Origin of the sequence: Bernardetia aquimarina (assembly GCF_042180575.1) — a bacterium.
Taxonomy (GTDB): domain Bacteria; phylum Bacteroidota; class Bacteroidia; order Cytophagales; family Bernardetiaceae; genus Bernardetia.
This window is the reverse complement of the sequence record NZ_CP170094.1, coordinates 4042550-4055407: the sequence shown is the minus strand read 5'-3', so window position 1 is coordinate 4055407 and position 12858 is coordinate 4042550. Positions and strand designations below refer to the sequence as shown.

Below are 12858 nucleotides of genomic sequence, written 5' to 3'. Positions count from 1 at the left end.
ACTCATTTTACACGATGTGTAAAATGAGTTTTTGATATTTTTTTTCTACAAACGATTACTGAATTGTAATTGTCTCTAATGTTTTTACTTCTCCATCACTAATTACTACATCAGAAATTGTAACAGGAGAGTATGCTAAAGGAGGCTCAACTCTTACTTGATACGTTCCTGCTGGAAGTCCTTTGATTAAGAAACATCCATCATTTGTATAAGCACTTGCTACAAACACACCATTTTGAGAAACAGTAACTAAAGACTGAACAGAAGAAGGCGAAGTACAACCTTTCAGAGAACCACCATCGCTTTCTACAAAAGTACGAATAACTGGTTTTAGATTATAATTTCCAGAATTTCCTGCTTTTACAATAGAACGAGCAGCATCAAAGTCTAGCATAATCACATATTTCAAATCAGCTTCTAAAGTAGTATTGATTTTCAACTTTAAACCTGATTGTTGTGCGCTAGGTGTTTTGAGGTCGTGAGTTTCTCCATCTTCTACAAGTGTATTGTTTTCTCCCAAAACCAGACGAATTTGAGATACTTTACCAGCAGGAAGTTCTTCGCTTGCCAAAAGAGCATCAATACCGTTAGTAAGTTCTAAAAGATTATATATTCCTTGATTGGTTGAAAGTGTTGTCCAGCCTTGGTCTTCATCAGCAGCCGTTTCAGAAGTATGGATTCTGACTTCTCTAACATCAATATAAACAGCATCATACTCAGCAGGTGCATCTACAAGGCGTACTTCTAATTTGGCATTTCCATTTTTATCCTTATCATTACAGGAAAAAAGAGAGATTGAGAGTAGCAAAAAAAATAAATAATGAATTTTCATAATATGTTCTTTAGTTTCAAGATAAAAAAATACAGTTCCTATTGAAAGAACTGTATAACTATAACAAAAATAATACTACGTTGTTTTAACAAAAATTGTACTCATTTATTTTTAGAAAAACAAAATCAACTTTGACTTTCAGAATCATCTGAACACTCATCTTTTGTTTTATATTTAGATTCTATGTTTTGTATATGATTTTCTAAATCCTCAAAATCTGAAAAGACTTGAATTTGAGAAAGTCTATTATCATCTTCTTCATCTATTTCTTCTTCCTCTTCTTCAAAGTCATTTTGTGTTTCCTGTTCTGTTATTTCTTGTTCCAAATTAAAGTGTTGAAGTTCTGTTTCTGTATCAAATTTTGAAATCGGTGTTGTCATTTCTGTTTCAACTATCTCCTTCTCTTCTTTGGTTATTTCTTCTTTATCAATTTCAGTATTGAAGCTAGGCTTTGGTGTTTTTTCAATTTTTTCAGTTTCTGCAACTATATTATTTTTGTCATAATCTGTTGTTGGATTTTCATATTCTTCCATCACTTCCTCCAATTCGTCATCACTATAAACAGGACTTTCAGGATGTGTATATTGTCTTAACCATACTTCTCCTTCTTCTATCGTCTTAAAAACGGCACAATTAACAAGCGACATGAGCTTTTCTCCCATTCCATATTTTAAAGAAAAAACAGCAAAAATATCTTTATCCGAAACCACAGTAGCAAAATGTTTCAAACCTGCGTCATGCACCATTTGCGACCAAACTTCATTTGCCCAGCGAGGAATATTTGGATTTGTTCCTTTGAATTTTTGAGCATCTAAAAAAAGACATGTTACTTTTGTGTGCCGAATCATAGCCACTTCTCTCAAAAGCACTTCACGAACTTTGTCCTCACTCACAAACTGTTTCCAAATTACATCAATACGACGTTTTTCTGGAAGCCATTTCATAGAAATATAATCTGTTTCGAAATGAGTGGGTGTATCAATGAAATTTTTGTGTGTCGTTTGTGCCAAAGGTTGATCTACAGCAGGACGCTTGACAGAAGGAAAAATAGGCTTTAAACTAGACGATTTTTTGACAGAATTATTCTCTGAATTCGTATTTATATTATTCTGTATATTATTATTTATGTTCATATCCGTTGCTACAAAGTAAATAGAATAGAAAGTTATGACAAGGAAAAAAATTACAAACTACTTTTTTTTATTTAGTAATAGCAGTTTATAGCTTTGTCTTGTGTATTTTTTATTGAATTATTTATAGAATAGGATTTGTTATTGTAACACTAATAAGTTCAAATAGTTAGCCATCAATACTTTGTTGATAGAGGAATAATGGGTTTTTGTCGAATAGAAAAAGCTATTCTATTTCTTCATACAGCTCTAAAATTTTCTTTGCTAGGTTTTCCCATGAATACTTTTCTTTAAAAACACGTAGGTTTTCGCCATAATCTATGTCTTTCTTTTTATCAAAAAGCTCTTCTATTGCATTCTGAATGGCTTTTGGTGTCGCATTTTCGGCTATTGTACCTGCATCGTAAGGCTCTATCAAATCACGAAGTCCTCCTACATCTGTAACAACAGACGGAACTTCAAAATGAAAAGCGATTGCTGTAACTCCACTTTGAGTAGCGTGTCTGTAAGGCAAAACATTAGCATCAGCAGCCGAAAAAAGTAGATTTACTTCACTATCCGAAACATAACGCAGACGAGTATCAATATTTTGTTTTTTTGGATGATTATCTAAAAGATTTTGAAGCTCTTTATTTTCGTTATCTGATAAATATGATTCTCCTGCAATAATCAAAAAATAATCATTATCTAATTCTTTAAAGGCTTCTAAAAGTAAATCCAAGCCTTTATATTTTCTGACAAAACCAAAATAAAGTAATATTTTTTTATCTTCAATTTTATCAATTCCTTCTATTTCTGAAAGTCCTAGTTTTTCTAATGCTTCTTTTCGTTCTACTTTTTCTCCAAAATGCTCATAAATTGGATGTGGATGAAAGATATATTTTGCATTTGGTTTTCGTTCTAAAAGATCTTTCTCCACAGATTTGCTCATCACAATATACGCATCTGTATTTTTGAGAAAATATTTTGTAAAAATCTCATCAAAAAAACGTTTTTCGTGGGGAATCATATTATCTACAATGACAATCGATTTTGTTCCTTTTTTCTTCAATTTCTTAGAAACTGTTGCTAAAGCTGGCGCAAAAAAAGGCAACCAGTAGCGCATCAAAAGCAAATTAGGTTCTTCTTTTGAGATTTTGGAAGTCGTTTGTAGATAGGAAATTGGATTTATACTACTGATGATTCGTTGTGTCGGAATTTGGTCTGCATTGTCTTCCGAAGTAGAGTATTGTGTCTGCCCTGGAAAGAGAAATTCGGGATATTGCGTAGTAAAATTATAAGCAGAAACAGAAATATTTAATTTCTCAAAATTGCGATACAAAAGCGCATTAAACTGTGCAATTCCTCCACGAAAAGGATAAAAAGTAGATAAATAAGCTATTTTCATCATATATTATTTTGTTGATGTTGCTATGCTAAAATATCAATAAAGGCATTTTTTTAGTTTGCGAAATGTAATAAAAACAAAAACCACCAATTAGTAGATTCTAATTGATGGTTTAAAGGACGGTATTTTTTTTAGTAAAGTAAAGTTTTATTTGTGCTATTTGTTTTTTCTAACAAAATAAACTCTAAAATTATAATGCAGGTATTAGATGAGGTACTTCTGTTTGATTAGGTGTGCTTACTCTTGCTTTGCTTGTTGTAGCATTCGGATATTCTGAATTTTGTGCTGTTTTTTTATATTGAAAATGCATCATCACAAAAGCCATAATTATCAATACTGTCAAAGCCCAAATCGTCAAATTTTCTTTTTGCTGAAAAAAAACATAGTTTTTCATTGGGTTATAAGTTATTTAAAGTAAAGTAGTTATTGTTATTTTGTCCAAACTATCTTTTGAGTGCATAGATTTTTTGATAGTTTTACTATTGTGATTTATTATACGGAAATAAAGAATAGTTGTTGCCATAAATACTTATTTAAAAAAAATAATTCTTTAAAAAATGATAAAATAGCTTAACAACTTTAGTATTTCCTTTTAATCTTCCCTTGTTTTACACAAAGTAACTACTTATCTATTATTGATGGATTACAACAATATTAATTTATTGATGAATTTTAAAATGGTAGGCTAGAAAAATACAAGCCTTTTAGCCTATAAATGAGCTAGACTAAAAACCTAACTCAAGCCTTCTATAAATCCATCTTTTATATCAATTTGTAATGCTTGTGGTTCTTTTGGCAATCCTGGCATTCTCATAATTGCACCTGCAACAGCCACAATAAATTCAGCACCACTATTGATAACCAAATCTTCAACATTGAGTGTAAAATCTTTAGCTACACCCAATCTTTTGGCATCATCAGAAAAAGAATATTGTGTTTTGGCAATACAAATAGGAAAATGAGAAAAACCTAAATTATTTATCTTAGTAAGCATTTTTTGAGCTTTATCAGATAACGAAATAGTATTTGCTCCATAAATTTTTTGAGCTACTTTTTTGATTTTGGTTTCTATATCGTCTTCATTTTGATATGTAAATGCTAAAGGCTTTGAAGGATTATCTTGACACATTTCTACAACCGTTTGGGCTAGTTGTTCTGCTCCTTTTCCACCTTCCAAAAAGCCATTATTGATAGCAAATTTTACATTTTTCGAATGACAAAACTCTTTCAAAAATTCAATCTCTTCATCTGTATCAAAACTAAATTTATTAAAAGCCACAACCACCGATTGTCCAAAAGACTGCATATTTTCGATATGCTTTTCTAGGTTTTTTGTTCCTTCTTTTATTCCTTCCAAATTCGGTTTCTTGATTTCCGATTCTGCTATATTTCCATGAAGTTTTAGAGCTTGAGAAGTAGCTACGATAACAGTAATTTTTGGAGAAAGTCCAGACTTACGACACTTTATATTCATAAATTTTTCAGCTCCCAAATCTGCTCCAAAACCAGCTTCCGTAACTACATAATCAGCAAAATGAAGAGCCATTTTGGTAGCCAAAACTGAATTACAACCATGAGCAATATTTGCAAAAGGTCCTCCATGAATAATTGAAGCTGTATTTTCAGTTGTCTGAACTAAATTTGGTTGAATAGCATCTTTCAAAAGTACTGTAATTGCGCCTTCAAAGCCTAAATCTTTTACAAAAACTGGTTCTTGTTTTACTCTATATCCTAATAAAATATTTCCGATTCTAGCTTTCAAGTCTTCCAAATCATTCGAAAGACACAAAATCGCCATAATTTCGGAAGCAGGCGTAATATCAAAACCTGTTTCGGTCGGCACTCCATTACTAATACTTCCCAACCCTGTAACTACATTTCTAAGCGAACGGTCATTGACATCCAAAACTCGTTTCCAAAGAACTTGACGAAGCTGATTTTCAGAACCTCTATTTTGAAACTGATAATTATCCAAAAGAGCAGCAATCATATTATTTGCCGAAGTAATAGCATGAAAATCGCCTGTAAAATGCAAATTGATATTTTCCATTGGCAAAACCTGTGCATAACCTCCACCTGCTGCGCCTCCTTTCATTCCAAAACAAGGTCCTAGAGAAGGCTCACGGAGTGCTACAATCGCCTTTTTTCCAATCTTTGCAAGTCCTAATCCCAAACCTACCGAAGTGGTTGTTTTTCCTACTCCAGCTTTTGTGGGTGTAATAGAAGTTACTAAAATTAAACTTGACTTTTGACTTTGTTTTTCAGAATTATTCTTAAAATCAAGTAATTCTAAAGGTAATTTTGCAATATATTTTCCATAAGGAATTAATTCTTCTGTTGGAATAGTTACTTTTTTTGCTATTTCTGCAATAGGTAATAGTTTGGTTTGGCGAGAGATTTCTATATCAGATTTCATGGTAAGTTATTTTTTGTAGTTTGTTAAGGATTTACAGGATTGATGGAATTTTAAATAAAAAATTATCTACTTTATAATTTATTGAATTACCAAATTTTGTTTTGAATCCTTGTTATCAACTATTTTACTTCTGATAATTATGTCGCTATCCATTGTAAAAAGATTGTGTTTTTGTAGTATTTCTGGAGCTTCTATCCCATGTTGTAAAAAAGCATTCAATGCAATGGTATGAATAAGACCTTCAAAAACTTCCATTTCAGAGTAGTTAGGAAAACAAGTAATACACTGTTTGACCATCACACCATCTGGAAAACCTAGAGCAGGCAAACCATTGACATCAAAAAAGCGCAAAGTTCCCTCTTTATCCAATCTGCCATCAATACGAGTAATACCTTGTACGTTTAGGGCTTTTGCTATGGGTGCAATATGTGTTTTCAGTTGGCTCAGAATAGCTTCATCTGAAATATAGGGTTGTATTTTATCGTCTTTATCCCACGAACGAAGTCTTTCCTGACGATTAAGAATATTATTTTTACCTGGTACGCTTTTTACAATATAAGCCGTCGGTAAAAGCAAAACATCATTACCTAGCTGAAGATAACCACACGTAATATCATCACTCGGTAAAAACTCTTCGATAATTACATCGCTATGTGGAAAGTCATTTAAAATTTGAGAGGTGTATTCTTTTACTTCTTCTTGATTTTTTGCCAAGCAAACACCAATACTACCCGATTCGGCAGTAGGTTTTAATACAAGTGGGTACGGATAATCAGAAAATTGAGAAATTAAAGTATCAATTTCATGTATATTTTCACGAGTAATAAGAGTAAAAAAAGGAATTGGCGATTGATTTTCTTTCAATATTGCTTGACAAACATCTTTTTTTAGAACGCTTTGAAGTGTCTTAGAATCAGAACCCACAAAAGGCAAATTGCGATTTTCTAGGTATTCATTTAACCAAACAACCTTATTATTTTCATCATCGACAAAATAAGCATTTGACCAAACTAAAGTATCCGAAGAAAGCTCATCTAAGGTTTTTTCTAATTGCACAATGTTTTCTACTTCTGTTGTTGTTACTTCTATGCCTGCTTTATGCAAAACATTTATTGCAGTTTTTAAGTCGGAAGGAGAAGTAAACCATCCATGAGTCCAATGATTTTTGCTATTGATAAGTAGTATTTTCATGAGTAAGTTGTTTTTTGTTTAAAATTATAGTACAATGTGATATACAATAAATTATATTTTTATTGATTTCGTTTCACTAAAACACCAATAAAGGCAGGTACATAACCCTTGTTTTTTCTAAAATTCTTGGATGTATGCTTACCATTATAATCAACTCACGTTTTGTGGTATAAGTATTTTAGACTTCCTAGTCTGAATAAAGTCATTTTTTTTACTTTCATAATAGACTGGGAAGTCTGTTATACACAACTTGAGTTGATTACCAAAAGAGCCTTTTCCAAATATATAAATTTCTTCCAAAAAAGATTACTACTTTCAAAACAAAAAGCATTATTTTATCTAAGTCTTTGGTTTATGTCAAAATAAAGGTAAAACAGTAAGTGTATGGAAAGTTATTTCAGGTTTATTCTTTTAATTTGAAAGGATCTACTTCTCGAATTAATGCTCTTGCTAATATTAGGTTAGGGTCTATTATTGGCTTTGATGAATCTATATTTTTGATAATCAAGGGTAGTTCAGTACAAGCAAATAAAATAGCATCAACATTTTCAAACTTATTTATTTCGGTTTCAATATTTTTTTTTGCCTTTTGAGAAAGCTTTCCATTGTATTTTATGCCCCAATGTTCATTATATAGAGCTTCGTGAATCGCATTTCTTCCACTTTTATCTAGAAATTTTAGATGGATTGGAACATCTTTAAAAGTATCTTGATAAATATTTGCCTCAAAAGTTCCTAATGATGACAAAACTCCAATAGTAGTATGATTAAATTTTCTAAGAGCTACTTTTTTCACTTCGTTTGGCAAGTGTACAATTTGGACTCTTTTATTTGATATTCCCATTTCAGATTTGAATACCTCAAAAATAGATGGCGCATGAAATGTATTGCAGGCAATTCCAATAACGTCTAATTTGTATGTCTTAACTTTTTCAGTAATGTATAAAGCAGGGTTTTTAGAAGTTTTGCCCAAAAGAAACTCCGACCTGTCAGGTATATTTTGGCAAAATGATAGACACACTACATCTAAATGGTGTTTATCTTGGGATGCGATAGTATTATCATAAATTTTTTTATTGACATCTAGCCCAGCATAAGGTCCTATGCCTCCAATAATACCTATTACTTTTGATTGCATAATTTAATTGAATCTCTCAAAATTATTGAATTATTGTTAGGACAAAATATCTTAACTTCTATACTTTTGCCTTATCGTCTTCTTCCTGAATAACTCATTGCTTCTCCTTTCCCAAAGGCATAACTTACACCAAAGGTTATGAAACGTCCACGTTGTCTAAAATTATATATTTCGAAGGTAGGTTGGTTTACAAAATTTTCTTGAATCCTAGATGCAAATACATCTCTAACTCCTAAATTTGCTACTACTTTACCTTTGATAAACTTTTTGCGAATACCTAGATTCATAAAAGCAAAACCACTTTGATTGCCCTGTACAGTTTCGAAACTAGAGCGATAATTTCCAGTTATTTCGAAATCAATATCAGCAGGTAATTTTATTTTTGAGTCTAAACGAGCTGACCACTGATTGCCTGTAAAATCAAAGTTTTGATTCTCAAAAACTCCTTTACGGTCAAAATAAGTATAATTAAAATTACCATTAAAAGTAAGCCACTTTACAGGACTGTATTTTCCATTTGTTTCAAAACCAAAAAGAGAATTTGTTCCAATATTTTGAGGTGTAGTAACCGTAACATTATCAGAAAAAGTAGAAACTCGCTCTACTACATCGGTCGTATATCTATGATAAAAACTAGAACTCATTGAGGCTTCTCCAATATCATAAATACTTGTCAGTTCATACGAATCTGTAAATTCAGGTTGAAGGTTTGGATTACCTGCACGAATATTAAAATTGTTTCTAATATTAAAAAAAGGATTCAAATCCCATAATCTTGGTCTGAAAACACGCCTAGAATATCCTGCTTGAAGTGCAAGATTTTCTGATACTTTATAGGAAGTATGTAGAGAAGGAAAAAGATTAGTAAAGTTTTGAGAATTTGCCTCATCGGTAGTGGTTAGTAAAGTTTGAAGGTCTGTATTTTCTACACGCAAACCTGCTTTTATTCCCCAAATTTTATTTTCAAAAGCACCAGTCGCATAAACACCCAATACTTTTTGATTCCATTCAAAATTATTAGTAAAATCTAGGTTGGTTATGTACTCGCCATTTTCAAAATTTTGCACTTCAAAATCATTTCCTACATCATTAATTACATACAGTGTACCTGTTTCGATAGTATAATTTTCTGATAATGGATTGACATAATCTGCTTTGAATGTATAATCTGCTTTCTGAAAAGTAGTCGCTGTACGCTGATTAGTATCTATATTTTCGCCCTCTAAAGTTCTATCAACAAACTGAGAGGAAAGATCTTTTCCAAAAAAACTTCCCAAAGCACTCACTTGAAAAGTATGGTCTTCGTTGTTTTTGAAAGTTTTTGTCCAGTTAAATTCATATTGCCATTTTGGATTAGTAGCTTCGGTTGTTTCATTACGTCTCCACTTAGAAACAAGCCTATTCTCTTCCAAAAAGCTAAAATTGGTTTCGGAAGGTTGGTCTTCTATTTCGTAGGCAAAATTTCCTGAGAGCGTAAAGACATTGTATTTATTCAAATGATAATCTGTTCCGAGTGTAATATTAAAAAAAGTTTCGTTTCTGAATTCTTTTCCATCACTTAAAATAACTTCTCCATTAAGTAAATTCTGACTTCGTGATTCAGTTATTCTAGGAATTGAACGATAGCCAGCCCCAAACTGAGTAAACAAATTGAATTTTTCGGTACGACGATTTATACTTCCTCCAAGACTATGATTATCAGGAATACCTGTATTGGCAGAAATAGAACCATTCCAACCTTCTTTCGATTCTTTTTTAAGAATAATATTCAAAATCCCTGCTGTACCAGAGGCTTCATATTTAGCAGAAGGATTCGTAATTACCTCAATACTTTCTATCATATCTGCTGTAATGCTACCGAGTGCATTACCCGAACCATCAGCCAAAATAGAAGGTTTTCCATTGATGAGAATTTGTACGCCACCACTTCCACGCAAACTAATTTCGCCTTCAATATTTACATTGACAGAAGGAACATTATTCAAGACTTCAAGCGCACTTGCTCCTGTTGTGCTAAGGTCTTTACCTACATTAAAAACACGTTTGTCTAATTGAAAAGTCATTTTAGAAGTTTCGCCTTCTACTACAATCGCATCTAGCAGTTGAGTATCTGGAGCAAGTGATACCATTCCTAAATCTATTTTATTATCAATTATCTCAAAGTCTGTTATAGTTTTAGTTTGATACCCCATAAAACTAATTTTGACATAAAAATCAGTAGAAGTAGTAGAAATAGAGAACTGTCCTTCCTCATCTGATGTCATTCCTGTAATGAGTTCTTTGGTATTGGTAGCGTAGAGAGCGACAGTAGCGTAGGGAACAGGTTGTGATGTTTCTTCTTCTACTAAATTACCAACAACTTTAATTATCTGTTTTTGACCTTGTTCTTGAGCAGTAGCCAAACCACTCCAAATAAAAAATGAGAATAAGCAAATGACTTGTAGTAGATAGTGTTTCATGTTGATTTTTTTGATAGTTAAATTATATTATTTCCAACTTTATGTTTTTAAAGGTTGTTTAGATTTTGACTTTTTTTGTGAAACAAAACATTTTTAAAACAGTCAAATCAAGACATAAAAAAACTCTTCAAATAATAAATAAGGTTCTCTGATAATTTTTGCACTATGTCGTTGGTGGGACACCAACCTTTAGGTTTGTAGTAGATAAAATAGATGTAATTTCTTATCTTGTATTTAAGAATTCATCTAGTAGGAAGAGAACCTATGAAACGAGCCAGACTATAAAAATCTATCTCTCGAAACAGCCTCTTCCTACCTTTATTCAATCTCAAACTCAAATAGTTTTCGGAGTATTTTTATTGACCTAAAAATAAACTCATTAGATAAGGTTTTAAGTCCGATTGAATATGATGAATCATTTTTTAAATTAGGTAACCCTAAATTAACTTTTTATGCAGACTTACCAAAATTTTATAGGCATCGATGTGAGTAAAGAACATTTAGATATTGCTATTCTTCAAGAAGGAAAGTTAGTAGATCACCAGCGTATTGCAAATAATTTAAAGACAATACAGACCTATCTTTTTTCTTTTCAAGACCTTTATGAGCTAGAGAAAAGTTTGTTTTGTATGGAACATACAGGTATGTATATCAACTGGCTTGTTATCGCTTTGATGAAATTTGATTGTGCCATTTGGGTAGAAAATGCTATTCAAATTAAACGTTCTATGGGTGTCAAAAAGCTCAAAAGCGACAAAGTTGATGCTGAAAATATCGCAGCTTATGCCTTTCGTTTTCAAGACAAAGCGAACTTATATACTCCTCCTACTCAAGAGCTAGAAACCCTAAAAACCTTGCAGACACTACGAAAAAAGCTAGTTACTCATAGACAGGAGCTAGAAACCTACGTTAGTGAGCAGAGTCAATTTAGCAAAGCGTCTATTCAGCAGCTTCTAGAGGAAAGCTCTAAAACAACGTTGGAACACTTGAGTCTTCGCATAGAAGAAATAGAAAAACAAATGCATCAAATTATCAAAGATGACCCTGAGCTTAAAGAACTCTATCGGCTCACCACTTCTGTAGTAGGTGTTGGAAAAGTAACAGCGATTCAGTTACTAGTAGCTACCGACGGGTTTACCAAATTTGATACTGCCAAACAACTAGCTTCTTATTGTGGTGTTGTGCCTTTTGAAAATTCATCTGGAAAATTTAAAGGAAGGGCAAGAGTGTCAAAAATGGCGAACAAAACCCTCAAAACAGCTTTGCACATGTGTGCTTTATCTGCTATGAAAGTAGAGGGGGAGATGAGAGATTACTACCTAAGAAAAGTAGCCGAAGGAAAGAACAAAATGAGTGTGATTAATGCTTTACGAAATAAGATTATACAACGCATTTTTGCTTGTGTAAAAAACAAAACACTATATGATAGAAACGGAATAAATTTTAACAATTTTTCTAAAGGTTAGGCTTGGTTTTACCATAGTTTTCAACGGCAGGTTATAGCCGTTGTCGGTGTCTCCACCGACGACCATCAATGTTCAAAATTCGAAAAAATCAATAAGGTGCAAAAATTGTCAAACAACCATAAATTATTCAAAGAAAGTTATAACGATAATCGTTTTATGAGCTAGGGCTGGGAGTTTACTATCCAATTTTACTTCTGACGAAAAAACTTATAATAAAGACTAGGAAGTATAAGGGCTAATATAAAAAGAAGGGTAAGCACAACTCCTAAATAAGGTACGTTTATGTGTTTGCTGTCTGTTCCAATCATTATCAAAAACATGACAGCACTTGCATAAGAATGAAGGAGTAAACGAAAAGGGTAGAAACGCTTCTTCTTAGTTTTATTACTGCCACCTGCCATTAATATATACAATACAAATACAGCTACACCTCCTTCAAAAATATATTCCGTCTTACTCAATGAATATTCACCCTCATAAATTTCAATAAACGGAGGCAAGTTTTCCCAGTTGAATAACGCATATAAATAAGGAGCTAGAAAAATAACAAGAATTAAGGCTTCCTTACTAAACTCTCCTAAATCTATTTTCCCTGTTTTCATAATTTGAGTTTTACTTTACATATAGTCTTTAAAATCTTCTAAAGGCTCATCAAAATCATCTGACATATAAGTTACAAGTCCTTTCATTGCTCCAAACTTTCGTTCTTTTAGAGGTGGCGAAACACTTTTTTTAGCAATAAAATTATCTACTCCTTTTTGAAGGTCTTGCAATACATCATCGGAAAGCATATCTATACGACGAAATAAATTGAGTTTTATATCTGAATTGTTCATAAT

General features: G+C 32.2%; 11 protein-coding genes. 1 reads left to right on the top strand and 10 read right to left on the bottom strand.

The annotated features are described in order from the left end of the window. Positions 1–55 precede the first annotated feature (55 nt). From ACE193_RS17360 to ACE193_RS17325, 8 genes are all read right to left on the bottom strand, one after another. Complete coding sequence (locus tag ACE193_RS17360; RefSeq protein ID WP_375559488.1) at positions 56–808, bottom strand: DUF4382 domain-containing protein; 753 nt, start codon at positions 806–808, stop codon at positions 56–58. A 149-nt stretch (positions 809–957) separates the two neighbouring features. Further along, entirely contained in the window at positions 958–1965 is a 1008-nt protein-coding gene (locus ACE193_RS17355) for a hypothetical protein (RefSeq protein WP_375559487.1), read from the bottom strand. Positions 1966–2188: 223 nt separating this feature from the next. Continuing rightward, positions 2189–3352, bottom strand: a complete 1164-nt coding sequence (locus ACE193_RS17350) for a glycosyltransferase (protein WP_375559486.1) — start codon at positions 3350–3352, stop codon at positions 2189–2191. A gap of 187 nt (positions 3353–3539) precedes the next feature. Then, positions 3540–3743, bottom strand: coding sequence for a hypothetical protein (locus ACE193_RS17345; RefSeq protein ID WP_375559485.1), 204 nt, complete (start codon positions 3741–3743; stop codon positions 3540–3542). A gap of 339 nt (positions 3744–4082) precedes the next feature. Next, a complete protein-coding gene (locus ACE193_RS17340; protein ID WP_375559484.1) occupies positions 4083–5765 on the bottom strand; it encodes a formate--tetrahydrofolate ligase in 1683 nt (560 codons plus the stop codon). 78 nt (positions 5766–5843) lie between these two features. Next, on the bottom strand, positions 5844–6956 hold the full coding sequence (locus ACE193_RS17335) for a hypothetical protein (RefSeq protein ID WP_375559483.1): 1113 nt from the start codon (positions 6954–6956) through the stop codon (positions 5844–5846). A 403-nt stretch (positions 6957–7359) separates the two neighbouring features. Next, positions 7360–8094 (bottom strand): aspartate/glutamate racemase family protein, encoded by a 735-nt coding sequence (locus tag ACE193_RS17330; protein WP_375559482.1) that lies wholly within the window; start codon positions 8092–8094, stop codon positions 7360–7362. A 71-nt stretch (positions 8095–8165) separates the two neighbouring features. After that, a complete protein-coding gene (locus tag ACE193_RS17325) occupies positions 8166–10553 on the bottom strand; it encodes a TonB-dependent receptor domain-containing protein (RefSeq protein ID WP_375559481.1) in 2388 nt (795 codons plus the stop codon). A gap of 452 nt (positions 10554–11005) precedes the next feature. Here ACE193_RS17325 and ACE193_RS17320 point away from each other — a divergent pair, with 452 nt between their 5' ends. After that, on the top strand, positions 11006–12019 hold the full coding sequence (locus ACE193_RS17320; protein WP_375559480.1) for an IS110 family transposase: 1014 nt from the start codon (positions 11006–11008) through the stop codon (positions 12017–12019). A 188-nt stretch (positions 12020–12207) separates the two neighbouring features. Here ACE193_RS17320 and ACE193_RS17315 read toward each other — a convergent pair whose 3' ends face one another. Both ACE193_RS17315 and ACE193_RS17310 read right to left on the bottom strand, forming a co-directional pair. After that, positions 12208–12621, bottom strand: coding sequence for a hypothetical protein (locus tag ACE193_RS17315; RefSeq protein ID WP_375559479.1), 414 nt, complete (start codon positions 12619–12621; stop codon positions 12208–12210). Positions 12622–12636: 15 nt separating this feature from the next. Continuing rightward, the gene (locus ACE193_RS17310; protein WP_375559478.1) at positions 12637–12855 is read right to left on the bottom strand and encodes a DUF2281 domain-containing protein; all 219 of its coding nucleotides are present in this window, start codon (positions 12853–12855) and stop codon (positions 12637–12639) included. Positions 12856–12858: the final 3 nt, after the last annotated feature.

Excerpts from the sequence above, each read along its gene's own strand:
- ACE193_RS17315 (WP_375559479.1), bottom strand. The coding sequence starts at position 12,621 with ATGAAAACAGGGAAAATAGATTTAGGAGAGTTTAGTAAGGAAGCCTTA.
- ACE193_RS17345 (WP_375559485.1), bottom strand. The coding sequence starts at position 3,743 with ATGAAAAACTATGTTTTTTTTCAGCAAAAAGAAAATTTGACGATTTGG.
- ACE193_RS17310 (WP_375559478.1), bottom strand. The coding sequence starts at position 12,855 with ATGAACAATTCAGATATAAAACTCAATTTATTTCGTCGTATAGATATG.
- ACE193_RS17340 (WP_375559484.1), bottom strand. The coding sequence starts at position 5,765 with ATGAAATCTGATATAGAAATCTCTCGCCAAACCAAACTATTACCTATT.
- ACE193_RS17325 (WP_375559481.1), bottom strand. The coding sequence starts at position 10,553 with ATGAAACACTATCTACTACAAGTCATTTGCTTATTCTCATTTTTTATT.
- ACE193_RS17320 (WP_375559480.1), top strand. The coding sequence starts at position 11,006 with ATGCAGACTTACCAAAATTTTATAGGCATCGATGTGAGTAAAGAACAT.
- ACE193_RS17355 (WP_375559487.1), bottom strand. The coding sequence starts at position 1,965 with ATGAACATAAATAATAATATACAGAATAATATAAATACGAATTCAGAG.
- ACE193_RS17330 (WP_375559482.1), bottom strand. The coding sequence starts at position 8,094 with ATGCAATCAAAAGTAATAGGTATTATTGGAGGCATAGGACCTTATGCT.
- ACE193_RS17335 (WP_375559483.1), bottom strand. The coding sequence starts at position 6,956 with ATGAAAATACTACTTATCAATAGCAAAAATCATTGGACTCATGGATGG.
- ACE193_RS17350 (WP_375559486.1), bottom strand. The coding sequence starts at position 3,352 with ATGATGAAAATAGCTTATTTATCTACTTTTTATCCTTTTCGTGGAGGA.